The organism is Actinoplanes sp. NPDC051513 (assembly GCF_044454685.1).
Classification (GTDB): domain Bacteria; phylum Actinomycetota; class Actinomycetes; order Mycobacteriales; family Micromonosporaceae; genus Actinoplanes.
The window spans coordinates 52,626-75,906 of the sequence record NZ_JBITDW010000017.1 but is presented as its reverse complement, the minus strand read 5'-3'; the positions used below and the strand labels follow the sequence as shown (position 1 = coordinate 75,906).

Genomic DNA, 23,281 nt, shown 5'->3' with positions numbered 1-23,281 from the left:
CCACGAGGTACTCGCCGATGAAGCAACCGGATACGTGCGTGTGGACGCTCACGCAATTGCTCCGGTCGTCGCTCGTCGTGCCCCGGGACGTCGCACGACCGCGCCGTGCACCATGCCGACCATCAACCGTGAGTCGGCGAGCCAGCCGGTGCACCCACTCACCCCGTCCTCGGTGCGGTTTTCCGGGTTTGCGCTCGCCGCGCGCAGGGCGGGTACGACGAGCGGACAACCAGGATCGTCGATCTATTCGGATGGGGGACGACGAGCGGGCCGTGGGCCAATTACGTGAGCGCTGACATGCGCCAGGATGAGGTGACCAGTGGTGGCGTGCAGCGAGTTCGCGACCTTGACCTGTGGCTGTCCACGGAAACCTCGACGCTGGTCGTTGACCGGCTACCCGGCCGGGCCGCCTACCCCCGCCAGAGCGGTCCGGCCCGCCTCGTCACGCTCCTGCCCGGGCAGATCGGCCGCTACCGGGCGAACTTCCGGTTCACTGTCACCACCTGCGCCTGCAATCCGAGCTGGTACTACGAGGACTGGCTGATACATATCGCCAACTGCGGAACACGAACCGACGGATTCATCGGCCGCAGGCTCGACCACGACATCGACCACCGCGTCCACCTTTACGGCGGACCGAGACGGCCACACCATCGCTAAACCCGTCACCAGCGACGTTCGACGGTCCGCCAACGACGCAGCATGATCGGCGGCAGATGTGAGCATCAGTTCCAAGCGTGATCGCGCTGGTCATCCGCGTTCAAAGCCTCTCGCGTCTGCCTTTACGATGCCGCTGTTCCCCTGGCCGCAACATTGAAGGTGAGAAGGCACATGGCTTTCCGAGAACTCCAGGCGATGCAGGCCGCCTACGAACTGCTGTCCCCGCTCGACCCGAGTGCGCAACAGCGCGTCATGGCCTGGTTGTCGGCGGCGCTCGCGGACACCAACGGCGCTCCCACCGCCGTGAACGAGCCGGCCACACCGGTGAAGCCGGTCGCAGAGGCGTCGGCGAAGACCGCACCCGCGGACAGCGTCGCAGAGGTTGTGACCGAACACGCAGCAGCCGTGCCAGAAGCGGAGACCACGGTCCCGGCGGCACCCGCCGTCAAGCCTGCAGCCGCGACTGAACCTGACGTCGCCGTCGAGCCGGTAGCCGAGCCGGCGCCGGACCCGCGGCCCAAGCGAGGCCGGCCCGCGAAGCTGACCGGCCGGCGCGCCGCCAAGGCGCCCAGTTCCGCTGCTGCCGTGACGCCGGCGCAGGCAGCCCCGGGTCGCCGGGGCGACCGGCCGAGCGGTGAGCAGTTCCTCGCCGATCTCGCCGCCGGCGGTTCGTTCAAAGCACTCGCCGAGAAGTACGGCAAGTCGATCGGCACGATCGGCAACTGGGCGCACCAGTTGCGCGAGCAGGGGTTCGACATCCCGGTCGGCCGGCAGAAGAAGGCCTGAAGTACAAGCCGTAGGTGGTGGGGGACGATGCCCAGTTGGACTCGTCCCCACCCACGCCTGCCTCTTCCATGGTTACCGCAGGTGACCGACCGTACGGGCCAGCGCGCGGATCGCGGCAGAAGAGTGCGCCCTCGCCGGACTTTTTGGTCGGGGTCTTGCGGCATGCTGACTCGGTGCTTACCAGCGCGAGTCGAAGGCATTGGTGCCACTGCCGGGATTAGGGGGTGTTACGTCTCTTCATGGTCGGTGGTGCGCGAACCAGGCTTCACCTGAGGTGATGGCGACGGCCAGCTCCCATTGATGGATGTCGACATTTGGTGATAGCGCGAGCAGTTGACGAGCCGCTGTGAACGCGTCTTCGCCGGGGGTCGGTGGCCGGTGTACCTCGAACTGCAGCATCGTGCCCCAACAGGCGACCGGCCGCACGTCCCACCGTTGGTGCCACTGCCAGAGCACCGCGGCGAGTTCCTGCTCCTGCTCGAGAGCACCCCAGAAGCCCATCCAGTGGGCCGCTAGCCAGGGTGACACGGAGGGGAGCAGCAGAAGCGACACGTCATCCGGGACGTACCAATAGTCAGTGCTTACGACATCACGTGTACCGTCCAGCACCCGCGCGGTGAGGCCGGGATCAGACAGAACATGGTCGTACGCCGCACGCAGCAACTGCTGGATGCTGACGACCGGCCCGACTTTCGGCAGCACACCGGCAGTGACATCGATGCCATGAAAGCCCTGGGTATAGAACGGCAGCTCAATATCAGGGGCCTCATCATCCGACCGCTGGAAGAACGGCCACGGGTCGACCGTGCGAGCCGCCCGGTCAACGCCGGCCAGCGCAGCCTTTGTCTCCGCGTCGAACGGCGAAGGCTCCACCTCTTTTGAATCTATGTCTGCGTCGACCAGGAGAGGCCATCTGCCGGTCACCGTGAGCAGGGCGTAGGCCACCCGCCATACCCGGAGCAGAGCATCGGAATCCTCAGAACTGAATCCGGAGACCACCAGGGCACCCGCAGGACCAGCCTGGACCGGAAGACCCGCCAGCGCCGTCTCCCGCAGCGCGGCAGCCGTATCCGACAACCCCAACATGAACCGATCATCCCCGCTACCGAAGCGCCGTCGACGACAAACCTCGAACCTCCCGGCTCAAGCGTCGGTAAGGCCGGGTCCGGACAGCGGCATTTGAGTCCGTCAGACAAGGTCCTCGAACGAGTTTTCTCCAGGACGCCAGCACATCCAATGTCCATCGATGAAGCCGGTCAACAATGCGATCTCTGGTCCGAGCACATCGCCGACTTCAGGGTGCAGACAGACCACCCCCTGGTCGAATTCGATCCGGAGGCCAAGACCGGCCCCCTCTGCCGTCGCGACAACCCGGCCGGGTATCAGGGCCACCAACGCGTCGGCGTAACCCACCTGCCCGGGAGCCACCGGACCTGCTGGCGTCTCCACCACGGGCAGGACATCGCAGTTGAGGACCGGCATGTCCTCCGTCGGTCCGTCGAAGCGCAACTGCAGGTAGTCCATGACGAACTCGACTGAGTAAAGACGGAAGCCGACGAGACGACCCAACAACTCGTTGGGAACATACGCGGTGCGCTCGGACGACACATCGCCAGAGTGCCGGAGCATCCGCTGGAGAGCATCCTCAATTCGGCAAAGCCGTGCGTTCGGCTTCATGTTCCGAAGCCATGTAGGCGGCGAGGACGTAGTTGGGGTGCCGATCGAGGTTTCGGCGGGCGCGGTCGTAACGCATGGTCGTGCGCGGGTCGGCGAGCCGGGCGGCTATCTGGACATCGCGGAGGCTGACGCCGGCGTCGAGCATGGTGGTCACTAAGGTGTGCCGCAGCATGTGCGGGTGCATCCGCAGCATCCGGATCCCCGCCGCGACGGCCAGCTGCTGCAGGCGGCGGGTGGGCGTGCCGGTCCATCCGCCGACCCAGAGTGTTGCGCAGGATCGGGCCATTCTCGCGGCCCTCGATCGCCCGGTCGATGGCGCGAGCGACCGCCGGCGGCAGCGGCACGAGCACGACCTTGCCGCCCTTGCCGCGCACGCGCAGCACACGGTGGCCATGTTCCTCGCCGAGGTCGCTGACGCTGACACCGCAGGCCTCGAAGATCCGCAGCCCGAGCAGGCCGAGCAGGGCCACGAGCGCGAAGTCGTTGATGTTGTCCGAGAGCCGAGCCGTCGTGATCAAGGCTTCGAACTGCAGATGCCCCAGACCCAACGTGGGTGACTCGGCCGGCACCGTGGGCCGACGAACATAGTCAGCTGGCGAGTGGGTGAGGATCTGGTCGATGACGCAGACCCGGTAGAACACCACCACGATCGACAGTCGGCGCGAGACCGTAGACGGTTGGTAGCAGCCCTCGTCCTGCAGCCAGCGCACGTACCGTTCGACGTCCGCCCGCACGGCGGTCAACGGATCGATCGACTCGCGGGCGCACCAGCGCAGGAAGACCCGCAAATCCGACTCGGCATGCATCCGCGTCTGACCGCGGTAACGGCCCAGGTAGGCGGCCACCGCAGCCCGCAAGACCAGAGACTCAGGAACAAGGTTCGACAGCTGAGAGGTACGCATATCTGACGGTGTGTCACGCACCTCCGTGAACGCCAGCACACCCGGAGCGGCAGATGTGCGCGCTCTGGGCGGGCGCCATCCAGCAGCCGCGGTTGTCTTCAGTGGTATGCGTCGAAGACACTGGCGTTATGGCGGTGCCGTACGAGGAACTCTCGAACCCGGCACGCACGGTCTTCCTCGTCAGTGTCGGCGCCTTCTCGGCAGGCGAACTCGCCCAGGCGTTCAGGTCACGTCGCGGCGCGCTGCGCGCCGATATGCGCGCCGAAATCGTGTTCAGGGTGATGTTCTTCGGCGGAATCCTGCTGTTGCCCCTCGGCCGCGCGGTCGCGCCCAGCGCCGTGATCGGCGGCGGTGCGTCGCTGTTCTGCCTCGGCATGCTGCTCGGGTGGCTCGGCGCGTTGCTGCGCTGGTGGTCATTCGTGAGCCTCGGGCGGTACTTCACCATCGTTCTGAAGACCAGTGAGGATCAGCCCATCGTGGAACGCGGCCCATATCGTTTCCTGCGACATCCGAGCTACACCGGCCTGCTCCTCGTGTTCGCCGGTACGGGCTTGATGGTGGGTAACTGGGTCAGCGCCGCTAGCGCGGTCATCCTGGTCCTGGCCGCTCTGATCTACCGTCTGCGGATCGAGGAGCGAGCCCTGACCGCCGCTTTGGGCGACCGCTACCGCCAGTTCGCAGCGAGCCGCGCCCGGCTCATTCCTTACATCTGGTAGCCCACTTCCGGGATCCGCCGGTTCCCGGAACCGGCACACGGAGCGTGACGACTGCGAGTCCGCCGCGCTTCGGTCGCGGAAGAGGAAGCCGGTGTTGGGGGCGCTTCTCCGCGCCTGGATTCTTCCACATGACGGATGAGGATCCCGGTCCACGTGAGCGGATTCGCCCTGCTCGACGGCCACTGCCGGTGATTCGTGGGAGCACCGCCACGGTGAAATCTGGCTGTTCGGCGGGGTCGATGTCGTACTGCTCCCCAAACCGGTCGTCTGTGGGGAACAGATGGGGTTGCCCCTTGCGGCGCCGGGCTGGTTGTCGAACAGCGTCGGACAGCGCTTAGGAGAGCGTCCTTTCATCCGCAAATAGTTGTGTTTATGCTGGTCGGCGGCTTGTGTCCACTACTTCACACCGGAGAGGTCACTGGTTCCGGGTAGCGCGTGCTTTCCGTGACGCCTGTCAGCGTGACAGTCGCTCGCGGGCGGTGGCCGCGGCGAGCCGATTTTCGGTCTGGATCGCCGCCATTAGGGATTCTGCCCAGGCGGCATGTGCTCCGGCCATGTCACCGAGCGCGTGCAGGGCATCGCCGAGGCCGCATGCGGCTTCGGCCTCCTCGGGGCAGTTTCCGAGGCGGCGGAAGAATGTCAGGGCGTGTCGTTGGAGGGTTGCGGCCTGTTCCGGACGGCCCTGGTCGACCAATATCCGCCCCATTTCGATGCCTGCCAGGGCAACGCCGATTTCGTCGTGGGCGTGGTGCGCCATGTCAAGGGCTGCACGGACGCTGCCGGCTGCCTCGGTGGGGCGGCCCTGAGCGCGGTAGGTAGCGCCAAGCGCGGTCCGGGCGCGAAATTCGCCACCGTGGTTTCCGATGTGGTGGCTCAGCTCGACGGCTTGCTGGAGCCGATCGTTGGCACCGGTGAGTCGGCCCTGACGTCGGTCCAGGTCTCCCAGTCCGATCAGAGCGTCGGCCTCTCCGCTGCGCGCCCCGGTCCCTCGGAACAGGTCGAGGGCACGCGTGAACTTCGTGGCGGCGGTGTCCCACTGTCCCTGTTGGGTCAGCGCCCAGCCGAGTCCGAGCAGCGCATCGCCGACGTCGTCGGGAGCCGCGACCCGCGATGCCCGTTCGAAGTCATCGGCAGCCCGGCTCGGCCGGCCCTGATGTCCGTTGAGGTAGCCGGACTGCAGAAGCGCGCCGGCCAGCTTGGCGCGGTCTTCCTCATGGCTCAGCAGTTCGAGCGCGTGATCGAGGAACCGGAACGCTGCGGGGAATCGTCCGTTGAGCGCGGCGGCAGTGCTTAACCTGAGCAGCGCCTCGGCCTGCTCGCCGCGGTGGCCGATGCGTCGGGCAAGCGTGTAGGCCTCCCGCGCTCGCCGCTCGAAGTCGGCCCATTGGCCGGTGCTGAGGTGGGCCTCGGCGAGGGCTGTCGCGGCGCGGATCTGTGCGCCGAGGTCGCCCACCCGTTGGGCGGCCTCGTGCGCGTGGCGGTGCACAGCGAGCGCCGTGACGTAGTCGCCTTCGGTTTGAAGCCGGTCGCCGAGTGCCGCCGCGATGCCGATAGCGTGCTGTTCCCAACCGTGGCCGGCGGCGAAGGCGCAGGCTCGCGCCAGGTTGTCCCGCTCGGCGGGAGCGGCGGTGGGGGCGATCTCGAGGTAGTGGTCGAGAAGCCGGATGCGGGCCGCGCGCAGATCGTCGGGCGGGTCCACGGCAGCGAGCTCACCGGCGTAGGCCCTGAGCAGGTCATGCAGGCGGTACCGGCCCGGGGCCGCGTGCTCGATCAGGTTGGCGCGTGCCAGGGTGGTCAGCCGTCGCTTAGCCTGGTCGCTCGTCGTCCCGTCGAGGGCGGCGACCGCCATCAGATCCAAATCTTCACCGGGGTGCAGACTCAGGAGGCGGAAGACACGGGCCGAGTCCGGCCGGAGGTGGCGGTAGGACCAGAAAGAACACCGCGGCGACGTTCGCCTCGTCGTCCCCGCCCCCGTCGAGCGTGGCGAGCGACAGTTCGTCGGCCAGCGCCGACAGCGGTTCCCCAGGCCGCGACGTTGCGAGCTCGGCCGCGACCCTCAGGGCCAGAGGCAGCCGTCCGCAGCGGTCGGCGAGTCTGTCGGCGGCGGCCGGCTCGGCGTTCACCCGCATCCCGATGAGCTGCCGCAGCAGCGTAACCGCCTGCGGCCGGGTCGGCAGCGGAAGATCGAGACGGCGCGCACCGTCCCGCGCCACCAGCCCGGCCAATGCGTCTCGGCTGGTCACGACGGCCAGGCAGGCCGGTGTGCCGGGCAGCAGCGGTCGGACCTGATCGGGGTCACATGCGTTGTCGACGACCACCAGAATCCGTCGGCCGGCCAGCTCACTGCGGAACCGGGCAGCGCGGGCATCCACGGCAGACGGCAGGTCCGGCCCGGGAACCCCCAAGGCGGACAGGAACCCAGCGAGCGCCTCGGCCGCGGACCGTGGCGACCCGGCGGCGTACCCCTGCATGTCGATGTGAAGCTGCCCGTCAGGGAACCTGTCCCGTACCCGGTGTGCCCAGTGCACCGCCAGGCTGGTCTTGCCCACGCCGGCCATCCCGGAGATCACCACCGGCCCAGCGCTGATCCCGTCGAGCCACGCCAACTCCTCCTCCCGGCCCACGAAGACGGCGACATCGGCGGGCAGCTGCATGGGAACGCGCGGCGGGCTCGTGGCCGCCCGACCGGGCGCCTCGATGGTCGGGTCCGCCGTCAGGATCCGGTGATGCAGCCGGCGGAGGGTGGCGCCAGGGTCGACGCCCAGTTCGTCGGCGAGACGCCGACGGATGTCATCGAAGCAGCGGAGCGCGTCGACTTGGCGTCCGCCGCGGTACAGGGCAAGCATCAGTTGGGCGGCAAGGCGCTCATCGAAGGGGTAGCTGGTGGCAGTCGCGGCCAGGTCAACGGCGACCTCGGCGTGCCGGCCGCGGCGGAGCAGCAGATCAGCACGGTCCAACTCGGCGCCATGCCGCTCAATTTCCAGCCCAGCGCGTATCGCCTCCAGCCAGTCACCCTCGAGCCGGGCGAACGGGACACCTCGCCACAGCCCAAGTGCCTGATCCAGCGCATCCAAGGCGTCCCGATCGTCATCGGCGTCGCGTGCCTCGGCGACCAACAGACGAAACCGATGCAGGTCGATCACGAGTGGCTCGGCCACGATCGCGTATCCGGCCGTCCGCCGGACAATAGCGACGCCCGAGCCGGCAAGCACACCGCGAAGACGGGACAGGTAGCTGTGCAGGCTCGCCGTGGCACGCTGCGGCGGGTGCTCGCCCCACACCCGGTTGAGCAACGAATCGACCGCAACGGCGTGGTCAGCGTCCATCAGCAGCGCCGCCAGCACGCACTGCTGCCGTGCGTGACCGAGGTCCAGGCAACGAGTGTCGGGGCGGACCTCAAGTTCGCCCAACACCCGAATCTCGGTCGCCATAGACCCTGCGTACACGGCGCTGCCTGCGGATTCAAGAAACAGCCAACGATCGGCCAGATCCGGGCTGCCAGTCTCCGGCCAACAGCAAACGCACATGGAGAGGCTGGAAATGAAGATTTTGCGCTCCGCCACCGTCAGGCGTCACCGAACCGCCCACGCCGTCCCGAGCCAGACCGTACGCGCCCGGCGAGACGCTGAAGTCATCAAGATCTTCCTGATGACCGGAGTCTGGCCGGTCCTGTGGCCCTGACCGGGAGGGACTGGCAGGCCGGGGCCGCCGGCCCCGGCCTGCCTCCAGGTTGGTCGCTAGGCGGGTCGCTGAACATGAGGTACTCCACCGCGTCCGGCGCGATCCTCACCTGGTCCGCCCACACGCCGACCATTTGCAGCTAGCTAACGACGGACGGTAACGGCCTTCAGTGCGAGCAGCGCACACCACGCGGCCGATCCGGATGGTGGATACCGGCTGCCGGGGCGGCAGAATCGAGTCATGGGACACAGGGCTGGTGCATGGACGTGGTCCAAGGTGAGCACCATCCACGGAATTCGTACCGCACACGGCAGTGCGTGCGACGGCGAGACTCGCTCCTACAGGTTCCGCTACTACGCGCCGTCCGATAGCTCCTACGAACGCTGCATCGGCTTGACCTGGTGTTCCAGCTGTCGCGAGTATTCGGGTGCCATGGTGCACGTGCCGAGTGACGAATACCTTCCGGATGTACTTGCCGACCTTCCGAGACCCGAGCGGGAGCGGCTGGCTCGAAGCGAGGTGAAGCTTCTCGACTATCTGGATCGCCTCGCCCGTCGCGGCGCCTGGCCGCCGCGCTGATGGCAGTGCGTAATCGCCATGGGCGGCCCATTCGTGATGACAGCGGCAGATCCGGTCACGTGATCTTGACCCTAGTTCAGTTGACCGGGGCTTCGCCCGGCGTCTGGGGTCTCCAGCAGCGCACGTCGTGCGGGCTGGTCTATGGCGACAGGCGGCGCTGAACAGGCTCGTATCACGGCCGGCCCCGGCCGGGAGGTCCAGCGAATGGAGCTGCCGGCTCAGTAGCCGATCCACTCGTAGACCTCGGGAATGGCCTTGATCGCGCCGGTCGGCGCCTTCGGGACGGTCGCCGTCGCGTACTGGTCGTAGACGAACTTGTAGGTGAAGGCCGGGAACTTCGCGGCGGCGGGCATCACGACGGACATGGTGGTGAGCCGTCCTTTGGCGTCGAGTGCTGCGGTGAACGGCAGCTTGGTGGCCGCGTTGCCGAGTGCCTCGAGCCGGGCGTCGCCCAGGATTTCGCTGCCTGAGTCGGTCAGATCGGTGATCCCCTTGAAGTGTCCCGGGCTGGTCTGGCTGACATCGCTGGGGTTCGCGAGGATGTCGCGGGCGTACGCCGGGTCGCTGTCCTTCTGGAATCCGTTCGGCAGCCCGCCCGCGATCTTGCTCGGGGCGAGCACCATCCACCGCCGAGGGATGTATGCGAAACCGGAGAGGTTCTTGGGCGCCAGGACCACCTTGGCCCACGCCTTCTTGCCGATCGTGAGCACCTTCAGCGTCATCGTGTACTTCGGGTCGTCCGGGACGTGGGTATCGGACACAACGTCGTACTCGGTGGTCTTCGTCGCGGGGTCGATCACGCCGTAGGTCGGACCGCCGACATCGTTGATCGAAAAGTGGTAGGCGACCGACGTGTTCGTCGGGATTCCTGCCGTGAGGATCTGCAGCGGCGTGCGCGAATCGGCCGGGCTGGCGGACGTCGCCGGCCTCGAGGAGGGCGGCGGCGTGGCGGTGGGGGAAGCGGTGGACGCGCACCCGGCGAGGGCGGCGAGCAGGACACCGAGGCAGGCCGTAGCGCCCGATCGAGCAATCATGAAGTTCCACTCCGCGGAAGACGACCGGCCATAGGTGATCGTGATCATGCGCTACGGCGGGGTGCTACAGATCGTCTGTTCGGCCGCGGCCGGTTCACCTGAACGGCCGGGCAGGGGTGCTTCCAGGGCAGCAAGGGCACGGGGGCGATTCAGGCGGATCAGCCAGGACGCCGGTCCGATTCACCGCTCGGGGGGCTACCCGCTGTGGCACCGCCGGCCTTGTCAGCGGCAAATCCGGGTGGTTGGGATGTTCCGTCAATAATCGGCGCTTCGCCATTTGTTGGTCCCCGATGGTGCTAACGCGTTCTGGCGCACGCGGGGGGCCGCCGAGCTACCGCGCATGTGGGCGGACCGGGCGCCGACCGCGGTCCTGCAGCCACTGCCGCAGCATCTTCTTGGCACCGCACTGACCTCCCGATCGAGGTCGGCCGGCTCGCCGCCTTCGGACCCGGCACCGCCAACCGCGCTATGAGACTCGGGGCCGGCCACCACACTCCCGAGCTTGTCCTTCGGCGAACTGGCTGGACCGGGCCTCCGCCCGAAGACGCAGAATCGGGTGAATGTGCCGGCATTCGAGATCTAGCCGGCTCGGCTAACGCCCCAGTCACTCCGGCGGGTGACTACTGCCGTGCTCGTCACGGGCTCACCGTGAAACAAAGCCTATTGACCAGCGAGGCGGTTCGTGATGACCGGTCCAGGAGTGATCTTCAAACGGTGCGGATGCCGCGACAACAATAGGAAGCGCCTCGAACTGCACTGCCCGCGGTTGCCCGAACGCGGACACGGGTCCTGGTACTTCCACTGCTCCGCGCCGAACCTGCTCGGCCGGCCCGAACGGATCCGCCGCGGCGGCTTCCCCTCCCAGACCGCAGCCCGGCAAGCCAAGGACGACTGCCTGGCCGACAGCGCCGCCCGGCGCACCGGCGACGGCTGGATCATCGAACGGTGGCTACGCCACTGGCTCGACACCCGCACGCGGATCCGGCCGATCACCCGGCTGCACTACACCCCCGACGTCGAACTCGTCCTCATCCCGTACCTCGGCTCCTACCGGCTCTCCGAACTCGACGGCTCACTACTGCGCGCGACCTTCGCCACCATCGCGGGCACGCCCAACGCCAAAGGCCAGCCGCAGTCCGCGTCGGCGCTCAACCATCTGCGCACCACCCTGCGCGCCGCCCTCAACCTCGCCGTCCGCGACGGGCTGATTGACTGCAACCCGGCCCGGCACATCGAGATCACCGGCTACCGCAGACCCCACGCCCAGGTCTGGACCGACGGCCGCGTCGAGCAGTGGAAACTGACCGGCGAACACCCCTCCGTGGCGGTCTGGACCGCCAAACAACTCAGCGCCTTCCTGCTCAGGGTCGTGGACGACTCCCTGTTCGCGTTCTGGTGGCTCGCCGCCCTCCGCGGCCTGCGCCGCGGCGAACTCTGCGGGCTACGCTGGGCCGCGGTCGACCTCGACCGCGGCCTGCTGATCGTCGAACGCAACCGCACCACCGCCGGCTACCAGATCGTCGAAGGCGACCCCAAGACCGCCGCCGGCCGCCGCGCCGTCGCCCTCGACAAACACTCCGTCGCGATCCTGCGGGAACACCGCCGCCGGCAACTCGAACACCGCGACCGCCGCCACGCCGCCGGCAAAACCTGGACCGACTCCGGATACGTGTTCACCGGCAAGACCGGCACCCCGATCAACCCGAACTACGCCACCACCCGATTCCGGATCCTCACCAGCCGCGCCGGACTCCCACCAGTCCGGCTGCACGACCTACGCCACGGCGCCGCGTCCCTCGCACATGAGGCCGGCGCCGACCTGAAGACCCTCCAAGACCTACTCGGGCACTCCAGCATCGTGGTCACCGCCGACACCTACACCAGCGTGTTACCCGCCTCCCAGCGCCGCTGCGCCGACGCCACCGCCCGCCCTGGTCCTGGCCGCCGACCGGCACACCCGCCGACGGATCAAGGCCAAGGCCGCGAAGAACCGGCCCACCGCCCCCGGCGAAAAACAAGTGACTCCGCCGGCCCGCCTCCGCAAACCAGCACGCAAGCGCAGGTCACGACCCCACCACCGAACCCACCGTCACACCCGGTGACGACACCCACATCGCACCCACCGTCCACACCAGGCAGTCAAAGCAAAGGACCCGAACCGCGTTTCCGCAGTTCAGACCCCTGATGATGTTGCGCGCCCGAAGGGACTCGAACCCCTAACCTTCTGATCCGTAGGTTCCACGCGGCACCCGCCGCAGCGCGCGTTCTACGCGGCATAGAAAGACGTTCTGCGTGTCGGTGCGGGACGTTGGAACGTCCTCCTGGTGCGCTTGCGGGCTTGGTGTCCCATCGCAGGAGGAGGACGTTCGTGGGTAACGGTAGCGGTGTGTCCCGGGGTGATCGCAACCGCAACGCGCGGCTGGCCAGGTTGCGGGCTCTGGTGCCGGTCTCGAACGCGATCGTCGGCATCGATCTGGCCGAACAGAAGCAGATGGTCGTGGTCACCGACCACGACTCGAAAGTGCTGGCCCGCAAGACGTTCAAGACACACGCGTGGAGCCTCGGGCCGGCGCTGGACTGGGCAGGCAAGCAGGCCACGGCGAACGGGTTCACCGGCGCGACGGTGGCGTGTGAGCCGACGGGTCACCGGTGGCGGGTGCTGGGCCAACTGGCCGCCGATCGGCGGATGCCGTTCGTCTGCGTGCAGCCGATGCTGACCTCGTGGGCGCGCCGCAGTGAGGATCTGACCTTCGACAAGACCGACGAGAAAGACGCCGTTCTGATCGCCCGGCTGACCGCGCAGCTGCGCTGTTACGTGCCCGAGCCGGTCGACGAAACGTGGGGCCGGCTACGGCATCTCGGCGCCCGCCGGGCGCAGCTGTTGGTGGACTCGGGCCGACAGGTGCAGCAAATCCGGGCGTTGCTGGAGTGTGTCTGGCCGGCGGCGTTGCAGGCCGCTCGGCACCCGTTCCGGTCGGCGACCTGGACCGCGGCGCTGTCCGTCGTGGTCGAGCGCGACGGCGGTGACCTGTCCCGCGCCCGCCGGCGTGGTCTGCTCCGATGGGAGAACGCGGTCCGGCGGGAGGTCATCCGCCGTGGCGGGATCAGGCCGTGCCTGCGGATCGTCCGGGCGATGTTCGCGGCGCTGTCCGATCCGGCCGGGGTGACCGCCCACCGTCGCGGCGGTCTGGAACGGGTCGGGTTGATCCTGGCCGACTGGCTCCAGACCCACCACCGGCTGACCGACACCGAGACCCGCATGACCGCGGTCCTCGACGAACTCGCCCTGACCGGCCTGGTCACCTCGATCCCCGGCGTCTCGGCGACCGGCGCCGCCGCGTTCCTGGCCGAGACCGGTGACCTGAACAGGTTCGCCACCGCCCGGGCCCTGGTCAAACACGCCGGTCTGGCGCCCCGGGAGAAACTGTCCGGCACGTTCATCGGCCGCACCAGACTCACCGGGCAGGGCCGGCCCGGCCTGCGGCTGGCCGCCTGGCGCACGGTCTGGGGAGCGCAACGCGCCAACCCGGTCTACGCCGCCCGGTTCACCCACCTGACCACCCGGGACCAGAACAAACTCACCGTCACCCAGGCTCAAGCCGTGATCGCCGCGGCGATCCTGCGGCAACTGCACGCCGTCATCACCACCGGCCGACGCTGGGACCCCGCCATCGCCACACACGGCACCCGGACCACAGTGATGCCCCTGGCCGCCTGAACCCAGCTAGCGGCCCGTCAAGCAGGGCCGGGGCGAGCCCCACGCGGCATTGAGGAACCCTGCGGTTACCTCGTCTGTCATCATGGGCAGCCCCGCCCGTCGTCACCACAACCCGGTTACGCGCTGCAGGGACCAACCCGATTACCACTATGCAGGGACCGACGACGGACACGGCACCCCGGCCAACGCTTGACACAAACGTCTTACGCTGATGACAGTGTGCCTGATCACGGCGGGCTGGTGTGCTTTGATCTGTCCCTCGGCCGCCGGGTCGGGCGTCATCTTCCGGCGCTCATCGTTTCGCCCGGGGCGCGCGGTCGGAGCTGACTACCTTCGGATAACCGCAGTCCCCGACAGGCGGTCGTAGGGTGTTCGTCCCGTGCCGATGAGCAGGGCGGCGAGGTACACGATCGGAAGGACGTAGGACAGGCCCGTGAGCGACCAGACCCCGATGGGTACCGCACCCGGGTCGCCCGTCTCAACGATCGCGTACACGGCCGCGTGGCCGATGAGCCACGGAGCAGCGATCTTGAGTGTGTTACGCAGCAGCGCCCGGCCGAGGGTAGACCGGGAACCGTCGGCGGCCGTGATGACCACCAATCTGCGCAGTCGCTTGCCCGGCGTTGCCTGGCGGGCCCCGGACTCCAGCCGGGCGAGCCAGAAGGTGACCGGGACGACCACGACCACAGCCGCGACGAGGTTCAGCGTCACCGTGTCGAGCGCACCGGTCACGCCGGCGAGGAAGAGCGGAACACCGACGGCCGCGGTGATCGCGACCCAGACGACGATGCAGCCCCAATCGACCACCCATGCCACAATCCTGTTCAGCGGCTCACGAACGACCGACACGACGTCGAGTTCACCGCCCGGAACGGTATCGTCGCTGGTCATCCGCCGGCCACTCCGCTTTCATCCATAGCGAGAGTCTGGCGTACCCATCAACTAAGCGAGCGCCCACGGCTCAGGGCTTCTGGTGCCAGGGCGCGCGACCGTCAGCCGTCGGCAGGTCGCTGCAATCTCGCTGCTCATCTCGTCAGGGCGCTCCGCGCCTGCAACGGCGACCAGACAAGCGCTACAACGACTGACGGTAGGCCTGCGTGCGATCATGTGTTGAACCCTGGCACGGCGAACTGAACCGGGCGGCGTGGCCGCCATGATCGGATTCACTGACAACGGCACGAGTGCAACGGCCTGCAGGCGGGTCACCAAGAGCGCGTACGAACGTGACGTTCGCAGCCGGCTCCGGCGCACGGTCGGCGGCAAATCCGGACGCCGTTGAATGAGAGCTCATGCAGCCGGAGCCGACCCCGGCTTCACCGCCTGGGCGACCAAACTGTACGCGGCGCGATCCGACTACCAGTCGGCGATCGGCACTCACGACGGGCTGCGCAGTTTCGGCGATAGCTGACCGCGGCTCGTCGGCAGATTCACCCGCTAATCGGCCATGTGCGGATGCCGTTGGTCAAGCCTGAACTTCTAACTCGTTCTGTTGGACAGAATAGGTTTCAGTGCGACGAGCGATCAGTTTCGTTCGGGTGGGCGTACGGACTGCTTCGCTGGTGAGGAACCGGCTCCGGCTCGGCCTTCACGGTCGTGGCGGCCAGTGCGGCGGTGAGGAAGAGGGCGGCTAGCAGGGCCCAGGTCCAGGGGCCGATCGTGGCCAGGGCGGCGGTCACGAGGATGGGGCCGAGGATGTAGCGGGAGACGGCACGGCCCATGGCGAACGCGGAGAGAAATTCGGCCCGGCGATCGCGGGGTGCGAGGGCGTACGACAGGGTCCAGGCGGCAGCTACCGCGAGGAGTTCACCAAGAGTGAGGAGGGTGACGGCGACGGCGAACGTCAACGGCGTCAGATGCCCGCGGGTGTGGGCCGCGGCCGCGAACAGTGCGCAGGCCGCGGCGAGCGCGACTCCGGCGCCGGCCTGACCGGCCCGGGCTCGGCTGACCGTGGCCGTGAGCCGGGCGATCGGCCACTGCAGCAGCACACACAGCACGGTGGCCAGCCCGTAGAGCGGACCCGTCCAGCCGGTCCCGGCGTCGGTATGACCGGCCAGCCAGAGCGGGAAGCCGAGGTTGAGCATCGGCGTCCACAACTGCAGGACCGTGTCGACCGCGGCCAGGCGCACCAGCCGGCGATCCCGGAACGCCGCGAGACGGCGACGACGGCGTTCCGGCGGCCGGACGGGCGCGAGCCGCGCCGAGGCAAGCAAGGCGGCCACCAGCACATACGCGAAAGCCGCGACCACCAGCAGCCACCGCAACGCGGACGGCGACCGCAGGCCCACGGCCAGCCCGCCGAGCGGACTCGCCACGCTGATCGCCACGTTGACCGCGGTCCGGTACTTGGCCATCACCCGTACGCGCTCGGCGCCCGAGGTGAGCTCGGCCACCAGAGCCTGTGTCCACGCCGCCACGCTCTGATCGGCAACCGTCACCACGATCATCGCCGGCAGCGCCGACCACCAGCCGACGGCTGTCGCATAGCCGAGCGTCGCCGCCGCCCGGACCAGGTGCGCGACAACCAGGGCCCGCCGCACGCCGACCCGGTCGGCAAGCCGCCCGAGCGGTACGGCCACCACCAGCGCGACCAGACCGGACAGTCCGAGGCCGAGCCCGACCTGCGGCGCGGTGAGCCCGACGACCCCGGTGAAGTAGATCGCCGAGAAGGCGAGGAAAAGCCCGCCGCCGAGGTAGTCGATGAACCCGGCGCCGATCAAACGACGTACACTGTCTTGTGCCACAAACCCATTATGTTGGTTCAGGTGTTGCCGCCACGCTGGCCGCCAATCTGCGGGCCGCCCGGCTTGCGCGCGGCTGGACGCTGGAAGAGCTCGCCGAGCGCAGCAGCGTCAGCCGCAACATGCTTCAGCAGATCGAGACCGCCCGGACCAACCCCAGCGTCGGCACGCTGGCCCGGATCGCCGCCACGCTGGCCGTGCCTATCGGCGATCTCGTCTCGCCGCCACCCGGGCTGGTCGACGTGGTTCGCCGCGGCGAAGCCACCGTGCGGCGTACCACCGGCGGCAGCGAGGCCCGGCTGCTCATCAACGACGGTCACGCGCCCTTCGTCGAACTGTGGGACTTCGCCGTCGCGGCCGGCGACGAGATCCGGTCAGACGGGCACCCGACCGGAGCACGGGAGTTGTTACTGCTGCACAGCGGCGAGCTGACGGTCGAGGTCGGCGGCACCCAGGTCGCCCTCGGCCCCGGGGACGGATTGCGCATGCGCGGGGACCGCTCCCACACGTACGCGAATCCCGGCTCCGAAACCGCCCACCTGAGCATCACCGTCGTCTACCCCGGCGACCGCGACCGGAAATATCTGCCACCCGATTGAATCGGCGGACCCGAGTGGACATCCCGGCCCGCCACTACAGACATTTATCGGATTACGACCGGCGAGATTTCAACGAGTCATCAGTTCCGCGTGAAGATGTCAAAACCGGGTCACAGCACCACCGTTCCGAACGCACTACTTTCGGCAAATCCGGATATCGTCTTGATCTTCTGTCGTCACCTTCCGTGGTCACTGAAGAGCGGGACAATGCGGGCGGAGGAGTTCGCGGCCTGTCGTCGTAGTGCGGCGTTCTCGGTGGTCAGGGCTGTGATCACGGTGGCGGCTGCGTCGAGCTGATCTTGCAGTTGGCGGCCTTCGTGCCGGGCGGCTCGCAGGCTGCTGCGCAGGTTCTCGATCTCGTCGTCGCGTTGCCTGGCGGCGGCGCCGGCGGGGCTGTCGCCGATGCGGGCGTCCCATTCGGCGAGGATGTCGGTGGCGCGGTTCATGGTGGCGCGGCTGAGGCGTGCTTCGCGCCAGAGGTTGTTCTTGGTCAGGTTGCCGTCGGTGTGCTGTGGCTCGGCGTTGAAGAGTCGCTCCATCGCTTCGCGTAGCCGCTGGTGGGTGGCGGGCGATACGGGCCTGGTCATCGTGGGCTCCGGTCGAGGACGCGGTCGACTTCCTTGAGTTCGGACTCGATGCTGTGCCGGTGGTTCGGGGCGAGGGTGTCGGAGTCGAGGAGCCGGTGAAGTGAGGACTGTTCTGCGGTCCAGACCGGGAGGTGTTCGGGAGCGATGATGCTGTTGGGGCAGCGGGCGGGTTGGCAGCGGTCCAGCAGGGGGCCGCGGTGTCCGTCCGGGATGATCGCGTCTTCCAGACACTTGGCCCCGACCGGGTCGTTGTCGTCCATGGTGCAGTGATTGAGCTTGCCGAAGCGGATGGAGATTCGGGTGCGGCGTAGCAGGTCGTGTTGGACGCGGATGTCGCCGCGCCTGGCCTGCCCGGTGGCGCGTAGTCGCTGCGCGTTGGCGCGGACCGCGTTGAACGCGTCTCGCATGCGGTCGGCTCCGGGACCGAATCCGATGTGGTGGCCGTTGGTGTCGGCGTCGAACAGCTCGGTAAGGCGGTCGAAACGGCGGTCAGCGATCGCGCTGTCCAGCTGACGGGCCCAGGAGGGATCGTTGTCCATGTAGCTGCTGGTGACCCGGTTCGCCAGGGCTCGGGTGGTGACGTGTTTGAGCTGCATGCCGACGGCGATCTCGGAGCCGGGGACGTCACGGGTCAGCATGGCCATGGTTCGGCGGAACATGTGCGGCGTGACGTTACCTGCGGGGATGGTTTCCAGGCCGCTGACGTGTCGCCACCGGTTGATGTGGTTGACGAAGTCCACGATCGCGGCGATGCTCATGAATCCTTCGCCGGGCCGTTTGGTGGTGACGGCGGCGAACGTCAGGCTCTCGTGGTGAGACAGCCGTCCGGCCAGTTCGAGCGCGCGGGCGACCGGTGGAGTGATCCACCAGTGCTTGACCGGTAGATCAGGGTCCAGTTTCTGCTTGGTGGACTTCACCGCGGGGCTGCCGTAGTGCTCGACGACGGCGTCCTTGGTGATGAGGCGCAATTCGGAGTCGCGCATCATCGATAAAGCGGCGGTGAACACGTAGCAGGCGTTGCGTAGCGTGACCTGTTCCAGCCAGAGTTCGGTTGGGCCCAGGTTGTCGTGCCAGGGGCCGCGGCTGCCGTCGGGACGGGTTACTTCTGCGAGGTTCGGCAGCATGCCGGGGTGGGTACGGCCGGCGGAGACGAGGCCGGCGACGGCGTCGATGCGCCGTTGGCCGTGTCGTTTGCTGCGCTGGAAGAATGTTTTCCCGACGCCGATGATGCTGGCTACCAGCGCGAGGTTGGGAAGATTGTCGGGGCTCTCGCCGGGCCGGGCTTGGCGCATCGGCACGGTGGTCGCGGGATCGGCGAGCCACGCCTGGAGCCGGTCGTCGCAGCCGGTGTCGGAGACCGGTCGCGCTTGCAGGTCTTTGCTGTAGGCGTCCGCGCGCAGAATGTCGGGGGCGAACACGTCGATGTAGGTCCAGCAGTTACGCACCAGCGGAAACCAGGTCTCCGGTGGGATCGCCGGGGTGCGCAGCGGCGCGATGTTGGGCTGATCGGCCACGGCTTTGGCCGACATGCCGGGCCACGGGTCGTAGGGCAGACCACCGAAACTCAGCGCCGCCCGGACCCGATGCAGGGCCTTGATCACGTGGACGTGGTTGCAGACGGTGCCCGGCTCGTAGGTCGTCGCAAGGTGCCGGATGTAGGTCTTGAACGCCTCCTCGGACCAGCCGTGCAGGTCACCTGGAAGTCCTTGTTCGCCGGCGAACACCGCGAGGGGCCGCAGATGGGCGATGCGCTGTGTGACAGTCATCGGGGACAGGGGGTCGCTTCGCAGGTGGACCCCGGCGGCCAGGATCGCGGGATGGTGCGGGTTGAGCCAGAGCATTGCCAGCTCTCGCGCCGTCAGGTTCCAGACCGGATCCAGGTCGTGGAACAGCACCCGGACGGCGGCCGGCGGGTGGCTGGGTGCCCTGTGAACCACGCCATTGAGGTCCCAACGGCCGGTGTCGCCGAACCTGGGCGGGACCGCCCCGTGCAGTAGCGGATGAGATTGGATGACCGGCTCGTCATCGCGGTAGAACGCAGACGATCGGGCTGTGGGTGAGGCTGCGCTGGTCACGCGTCGAACTCCACTCTGCTGGCCAGGGGCAGGTGAACGACGATGCCGTCCTCGGCGATCTGCCGGCGCGCCTGGGCGATCTCGGCAGGGGTGCGAGCCTCCAGCACCTCGACCAAGTTCGCCCGGCTCTGCCCCCACAACGCGTGAAAGTGTTTGGGTTCCAGACGCAAGGCGAGCTGGTCCAGGTGGTCGGCGAACAACAGCAGCTGCGGCAAGTTCGACGGCAGGACGAACGCGTTGCGGCACTCCAGACAACGCAGCGGTGCGACCGGACAGAGCTGCCCCGGCCGACCGAACGGAGACGCGAACGGGTCGCAGCAGTCCGTGACCCCCATGTCGAGCTGCCCCGTCCGTAAGGCCTCGACCTCGGCCGGGCTCAGGCCCAGCACCACGGCGGCCCGCGGATCGGTCAAGGACTGGGCCGCCTGCTCATCCAGGACGGTCGGCCCGGTGAGCGCCTTGTCCAGCCATCGCTGCTGCGCGGTGGTGATGACCTCTCCCGCGATCACCCGCAACGTCGTTCCATGCGCATAGTGGCTGCGGAAGGTCTGCTCGGAGTGGTCATCGGCGACGTCGCTGACCCGGCCGCCGAACGCGATGGCTTTCTCGACCTTGACCGACTTCCGCAGCCGGCGAATGTCGGCAGCGCCGGTCACCGTCACGTCGTTGACACGCAGCCAGTCGGTGAAGGTCTGGCCGCGGACACGCGTCATCACTCCCACGTCCAGCGACGATCGGGAAACCAACGCCCGCAGGAACAGCGGGACCGGCCCGATTCCCGTCCGCTCTGCCAGTGGCCGGTTCAGCTCCAGCAGGGCTCGGATAATCTCAGCGGCGTCCAGCCGACGACGGGACGGATGCAACGTCCCCGCAGGGGCCGGGCTGGAAGTGAACGCCTGCCGCATCCGCGCGTGCGCCCGGCCTTTGTTGAACGTGATCGTCACGCCATGCGGGGTGAACTCGATGTCGTCCTCGGTCAGACCGGTGATCTCCTCCGATGCCCGGCCGGTCGCAGCCATCAGCAGGATCCGGTAGGCGTGCAGGTCCATCGTCGTCACGAACAGCTGAGCCACCAGAAACTGCGCCAGCTTGCGTGGAGACGGCCAGGTCGATCCGCCGGACGCCAGCTTCTGTAGCGACAGTGGTACCACATTCACGTCCGGCCAGCGGGTGAAGACCTCCTCGCAGGCTCGGGGGTCGCGGGAGATGACTGCAAGCAGGTTCTCCAGTTCCCACCAGCCGTCCACCGGCTCCAGCCCGGCAGCCAGCTCACGGCCGGCTCGAATCCGTGCCTCGGTGGCCCGTAGAGCCACCGTAGCCGCCTGCACCAGCGTCCTCTTGTCGGCGCGGGTGAACTCGTCCAGTTCGGTGGTGCCGCCGCGGCGGACACCAACGGCGCCTTCAACCCACCCGTTCAGGTGCCCGACGACCGGACGATCAGGGTGCTCGGCTCGCCGCGCGACCAACGTCTGGAGGTGGCCGGCATTGGTGGCCGGGGTCCGCGACCCTGCCGTATACCGCGACGGCAGGATCCGCACCCACTCGGTGACCACAACTTGCAGATCCGGCTCGCGACGACCCAGCGATGCCGTAACCGCGTCCGGGACGTGGGCGTCGACGTAGGTCAGGAACGCCCGCATAGCGCCGAGATAGCGGCGGCCGGCGCCCTCGCGTAGCCGTCGGGCCTGCACGAGTTCAACCCATTCGTCGGCCAGTTCGGCGGCCAGTCCGACGCAGCGGAACGCGTCCGGGCGAAACGACAGCACCGCAATGGCCGACGTCATGGCCGAACTGCCAGTGGCCGGCACCGTCACCTGTCTGACGCCGATCCTGGCCACGTCCGGCTCGGCGCCGCGCACGGTCGGGAACCCGGACCTGTGCTCACCTCTGCGCGGCATCGCCATCCCCGAACACCATCAGCTGTCTGGCGATGTCGGCGTAGGTGGCCCCACCGGCGGCCGTCCAGCACCGGAACGCCTCGTCAACCTCCCGCATCGGGTCCTTCAGGTAGCGGATGTAACGGTAGGTCGTCGCCGGGCTCGCGTGCCCGAGCCGCCGCTGCACCTGCAGCAGCGGGTTCCCGCTCATGTGGCCCAACAGCGTCGACATCGGCGCCCGCTGCCGTTGAGCATCATCCAGCGCCAGCCGGGTCAGGTAGATCAGCAACCTGAGCGCGAACGTATGACGAAGATCGTGGTAAACCCAACACCGGCGCGGCAACACATGCGCCGCGCCGGCCGCCCGGGCCTTCATCCGCTCCCAGGCCGCCCAGCGCACCCGGTCCCACCCCGAAGCCGTGAGCATCCGGCCGCCCGCCCCGATGAACAACGCCAGCGGGTCGAGCCCGTCCCCGGTCTCGCGAACCGCGATACGCCGCAGATCCGCGGCCATGCCGCGGATCGACCTAGTGACCGAGCTTCCGTCGAGGACACCCCGGGCCTTCGCGCCGTCTGCCTCCAGCCTCGTGACAACGAACAGGTCACGGTGAGCGCGCCGCAGCGCGCTCTGGGCCTTCTCGACGATCTCGGGACGTTCCAGCAACAGATACGGGTCCAGCAGGTCTATCGCGTCCGCCGGGACATACACCGACCGGTGATGCCCGAACTTCGCGCACGCACCCAACTCCACGTCAGCAGTACCCGCCCGCCTCCCATCGAGCAACCCCAGTTCGGGCAACAGCAGCGTCGACCACTCCTGGACCCGCATCCCAGTCAGCAGCGCAAGCTCGCAGGCCGCGCGGTTGCGATGCGGCCGCCAACCCCGGAACCGATCGTCGAGATCACCGTCCGAGGCAAGACCACCAAAGCCGACATCGCGGAAGTAGAGGTACTGCTCCAATTCCATGTGCCGCACCCGTAAGTCGCGGCGGGTTCCGCTGGACAACGACCGCGGCTGCCGCGTCGTACTGCGCCACGGCCGCCGCTCGACGACTCCCTGCCGTACCAGGAAGTCGTACAAACAACCGATCGCCGCCGCGTCCCGGTCCCAGGCCGCCTCCCCGACGATTTCGTCCCCGTCGTCGAGCCGCCACCGACGAAACTCCAGCACATCGAGCTCCGTTGCGGATACCAGATCCAAGCCGCGCGCGTTCAGAAACCGCAGCAGCATCAACGTTGTGTACGCGTACGCGTGCATCGTCTTGGCGCTGCGCCGATTCAAACTCAACTCGCGAAACCAACCGCACAACGGCTCCACCGGCCACATCGAGTCCGACAGCAGAACCGGCGTCCCCAGGGCCGGCGCGAACCGGTCGAGCACGCCAGACAACTCGGCAGCGCTCAGCCCTGGGACAGCACTCACATTGCGGACCTTCTGCACATCGGTGAAGAACAGGTGCATCAGCGACCTCGCAAGCTACCGACGAACACGATCGCTCAACTGCATCGATCTCTCGCCGGATACGCGAAGTCACCTGAGACAGATCAGAGTCTCTGGAGAACCGTCGTACTTGAACTCGAACGCCCAGCCCGGGCCCGCAGGGACGGCGCCGCCGGCGGCAAGCATGGGCGGCACGCTTTCGAGGCCGGGA

General features: G+C 68.0%; 19 protein-coding genes and 1 pseudogene. 7 read left to right on the top strand and 13 right to left on the bottom strand.

What is annotated here, in order from left to right; all coding sequences use genetic code 11:
- The first annotated feature begins 297 nt into the window (after window positions 1-297).
- Together ACIA5D_RS36895 and ACIA5D_RS36890 are read left to right on the top strand one after the other, a co-directional pair.
- On the top strand, window positions 298-660 hold the full coding sequence (locus ACIA5D_RS36895) for a hypothetical protein (RefSeq protein ID WP_396035093.1): 363 nt from the start codon (window positions 298-300) through the stop codon (window positions 658-660).
- A gap of 171 nt (window positions 661-831) precedes the next feature.
- Window positions 832-1,446: a hypothetical protein gene (locus tag ACIA5D_RS36890; RefSeq protein ID WP_396035092.1), complete on the top strand. Its 615-nt coding sequence runs from the start codon at window positions 832-834 to the stop codon at window positions 1,444-1,446.
- Between the two features lie 237 nt (window positions 1,447-1,683).
- Here ACIA5D_RS36890 and ACIA5D_RS36885 read toward each other — a convergent pair whose 3' ends face one another.
- From ACIA5D_RS36885 to ACIA5D_RS36870, 4 genes and pseudogenes are all read right to left on the bottom strand, one after another.
- Complete coding sequence (locus tag ACIA5D_RS36885; protein WP_396035090.1) at window positions 1,684-2,532, bottom strand: DUF4253 domain-containing protein; 849 nt, start codon at window positions 2,530-2,532, stop codon at window positions 1,684-1,686.
- Window positions 2,533-2,634: 102 nt separating this feature from the next.
- Window positions 2,635-3,123, bottom strand: a complete 489-nt coding sequence (locus ACIA5D_RS36880) for a hypothetical protein (protein ID WP_396035201.1) — start codon at window positions 3,121-3,123, stop codon at window positions 2,635-2,637.
- Window positions 3,092-3,307 carry a tyrosine-type recombinase/integrase gene (locus tag ACIA5D_RS36875; RefSeq protein ID WP_396035089.1) on the bottom strand — a complete coding sequence of 72 codons (216 nt, stop codon included), beginning with the start codon at window positions 3,305-3,307 and terminating at the stop codon, window positions 3,092-3,094. The genes ACIA5D_RS36880 and ACIA5D_RS36875 overlap by 32 nt, the downstream gene beginning before the upstream one ends.
- 103 nt (window positions 3,308-3,410) lie before the next feature.
- Window positions 3,411-3,929, bottom strand: a pseudogene (locus tag ACIA5D_RS36870) (tyrosine-type recombinase/integrase); the annotation flags it as partial.
- A gap of 224 nt (window positions 3,930-4,153) precedes the next feature.
- Between ACIA5D_RS36870 and ACIA5D_RS36865 the strand changes: the two are divergent.
- A complete protein-coding gene (locus ACIA5D_RS36865; protein ID WP_396035088.1) occupies window positions 4,154-4,741 on the top strand; it encodes a methyltransferase family protein in 588 nt (195 codons plus the stop codon).
- A 454-nt stretch (window positions 4,742-5,195) separates the two neighbouring features.
- Here the strand turns inward: ACIA5D_RS36865 and ACIA5D_RS36860 are convergent, their stop codons facing one another.
- Both ACIA5D_RS36860 and ACIA5D_RS36855 read right to left on the bottom strand, forming a co-directional pair.
- Entirely contained in the window at window positions 5,196-6,590 is a 1,395-nt protein-coding gene (locus tag ACIA5D_RS36860; RefSeq protein WP_396035087.1) for a tetratricopeptide repeat protein, read from the bottom strand.
- 13 nt (window positions 6,591-6,603) lie between these two features.
- Window positions 6,604-8,172, bottom strand: coding sequence for a BTAD domain-containing putative transcriptional regulator (locus ACIA5D_RS36855; protein WP_396035086.1), 1,569 nt, complete (start codon window positions 8,170-8,172; stop codon window positions 6,604-6,606).
- A 526-nt stretch (window positions 8,173-8,698) separates the two neighbouring features.
- Here ACIA5D_RS36855 and ACIA5D_RS36850 point away from each other — a divergent pair.
- The gene (locus tag ACIA5D_RS36850) at window positions 8,699-9,001 is read left to right on the top strand and encodes a hypothetical protein (RefSeq protein ID WP_396035085.1); all 303 of its coding nucleotides are present in this window, start codon (window positions 8,699-8,701) and stop codon (window positions 8,999-9,001) included.
- Window positions 9,002-9,219: 218 nt separating this feature from the next.
- Here the strand turns inward: ACIA5D_RS36850 and ACIA5D_RS36845 are convergent, their stop codons facing one another.
- Entirely contained in the window at window positions 9,220-10,035 is an 816-nt protein-coding gene (locus tag ACIA5D_RS36845) for a hypothetical protein (protein WP_396035084.1), read from the bottom strand.
- 766 nt (window positions 10,036-10,801) lie between these two features.
- On the opposite strand from ACIA5D_RS36845, the gene ACIA5D_RS36840 reads away from it, so the two are divergent.
- Window positions 10,802-12,220, top strand: coding sequence for a tyrosine-type recombinase/integrase (locus ACIA5D_RS36840; protein WP_396035083.1), 1,419 nt, complete (start codon window positions 10,802-10,804; stop codon window positions 12,218-12,220).
- Between the two features lie 183 nt (window positions 12,221-12,403).
- Window positions 12,404-13,753, top strand: a complete 1,350-nt coding sequence (locus ACIA5D_RS36835; RefSeq protein ID WP_396035082.1) for an IS110 family transposase — start codon at window positions 12,404-12,406, stop codon at window positions 13,751-13,753.
- A gap of 327 nt (window positions 13,754-14,080) precedes the next feature.
- On the opposite strand, the gene ACIA5D_RS36830 is transcribed toward ACIA5D_RS36835, so the two are convergent.
- Both ACIA5D_RS36830 and ACIA5D_RS36825 read right to left on the bottom strand, forming a co-directional pair.
- Window positions 14,081-14,644, bottom strand: a complete 564-nt coding sequence (locus tag ACIA5D_RS36830; protein WP_396035081.1) for an RDD family protein — start codon at window positions 14,642-14,644, stop codon at window positions 14,081-14,083.
- 614 nt (window positions 14,645-15,258) lie between these two features.
- Window positions 15,259-16,494, bottom strand: a complete 1,236-nt coding sequence (locus ACIA5D_RS36825; RefSeq protein ID WP_396035080.1) for an MFS transporter — start codon at window positions 16,492-16,494, stop codon at window positions 15,259-15,261.
- Between ACIA5D_RS36825 and ACIA5D_RS36820 the strand changes: the two genes are divergently transcribed.
- Window positions 16,488-17,090 carry a helix-turn-helix domain-containing protein gene (locus ACIA5D_RS36820; RefSeq protein WP_396035078.1) on the top strand — a complete coding sequence of 201 codons (603 nt, stop codon included), beginning with the start codon at window positions 16,488-16,490 and terminating at the stop codon, window positions 17,088-17,090. The genes ACIA5D_RS36825 and ACIA5D_RS36820 overlap by 7 nt on opposite strands.
- A 176-nt stretch (window positions 17,091-17,266) precedes the next feature.
- Here the strand turns inward: ACIA5D_RS36820 and ACIA5D_RS36815 are convergent, their stop codons facing one another.
- The 4 genes from ACIA5D_RS36815 to ACIA5D_RS36800 form a co-directional block, all read right to left on the bottom strand.
- The gene (locus ACIA5D_RS36815) at window positions 17,267-17,677 is read right to left on the bottom strand and encodes a hypothetical protein (protein ID WP_396035077.1); all 411 of its coding nucleotides are present in this window, start codon (window positions 17,675-17,677) and stop codon (window positions 17,267-17,269) included.
- Window positions 17,674-19,614, bottom strand: a complete 1,941-nt coding sequence (locus ACIA5D_RS36810; RefSeq protein WP_396035075.1) for a hypothetical protein — start codon at window positions 19,612-19,614, stop codon at window positions 17,674-17,676. Before ACIA5D_RS36810 ends, ACIA5D_RS36815 begins: the two co-directional genes overlap by 4 nt.
- A 134-nt stretch (window positions 19,615-19,748) precedes the next feature.
- Window positions 19,749-21,656, bottom strand: coding sequence for a hypothetical protein (locus tag ACIA5D_RS36805; protein WP_396035074.1), 1,908 nt, complete (start codon window positions 21,654-21,656; stop codon window positions 19,749-19,751).
- Entirely contained in the window at window positions 21,634-23,091 is a 1,458-nt protein-coding gene (locus ACIA5D_RS36800; protein ID WP_396035073.1) for a tyrosine-type recombinase/integrase, read from the bottom strand. The genes ACIA5D_RS36805 and ACIA5D_RS36800 overlap by 23 nt, the downstream gene beginning before the upstream one ends.
- Between the last annotated feature and the right edge of the window lie 190 nt (window positions 23,092-23,281).